This window comes from Hyunsoonleella flava (assembly GCF_004310325.1).
GTDB classification, from domain to species: domain Bacteria; phylum Bacteroidota; class Bacteroidia; order Flavobacteriales; family Flavobacteriaceae; genus Jejuia; species Jejuia flava.
Map to the genome: position 1 here is coordinate 1 of NZ_SIRT01000037.1, position 363 is coordinate 363.

Genomic DNA, 363 nt, shown 5'->3' on the forward strand with positions numbered 1-363 from the left:
GGCTTGTGAGCAGCCTGTAGGCTACAGCTTAACAGCGCCTACTGCAGATGACTGTGATGATAATGATCCTAATGAGTTCCCTGGTCAAACTTGGTACATCGGGGTGGATAATGATTCTGATACCTACTTCGGTAGTGTCACTTCAGTAACGGCTTGTGAGCAGCCTGTTGGGTATTCGCTTACGGCACCTACTGCAGATGACTGTGATGATAATGATCCTAATGAGTTCCCTGGTCAAACTTGGTACATCGGGGTGGATAATGATTCTGATACCTACTTCGGTAGTGTCACTTCGGTAACGGCTTGTGAGCAACCTGTTGGGTATTCGCTTACGGCGCCTACTGCAGATGACTGTGATGATAA

General features: G+C 47.7%; 1 protein-coding gene. It reads left to right on the forward strand.

The features are described 5' to 3' along the window. Positions 1–363: hypothetical protein (locus EYD45_RS16830; RefSeq protein WP_207303327.1), on the forward strand; the 363-nt coding region annotated here is incomplete at both ends.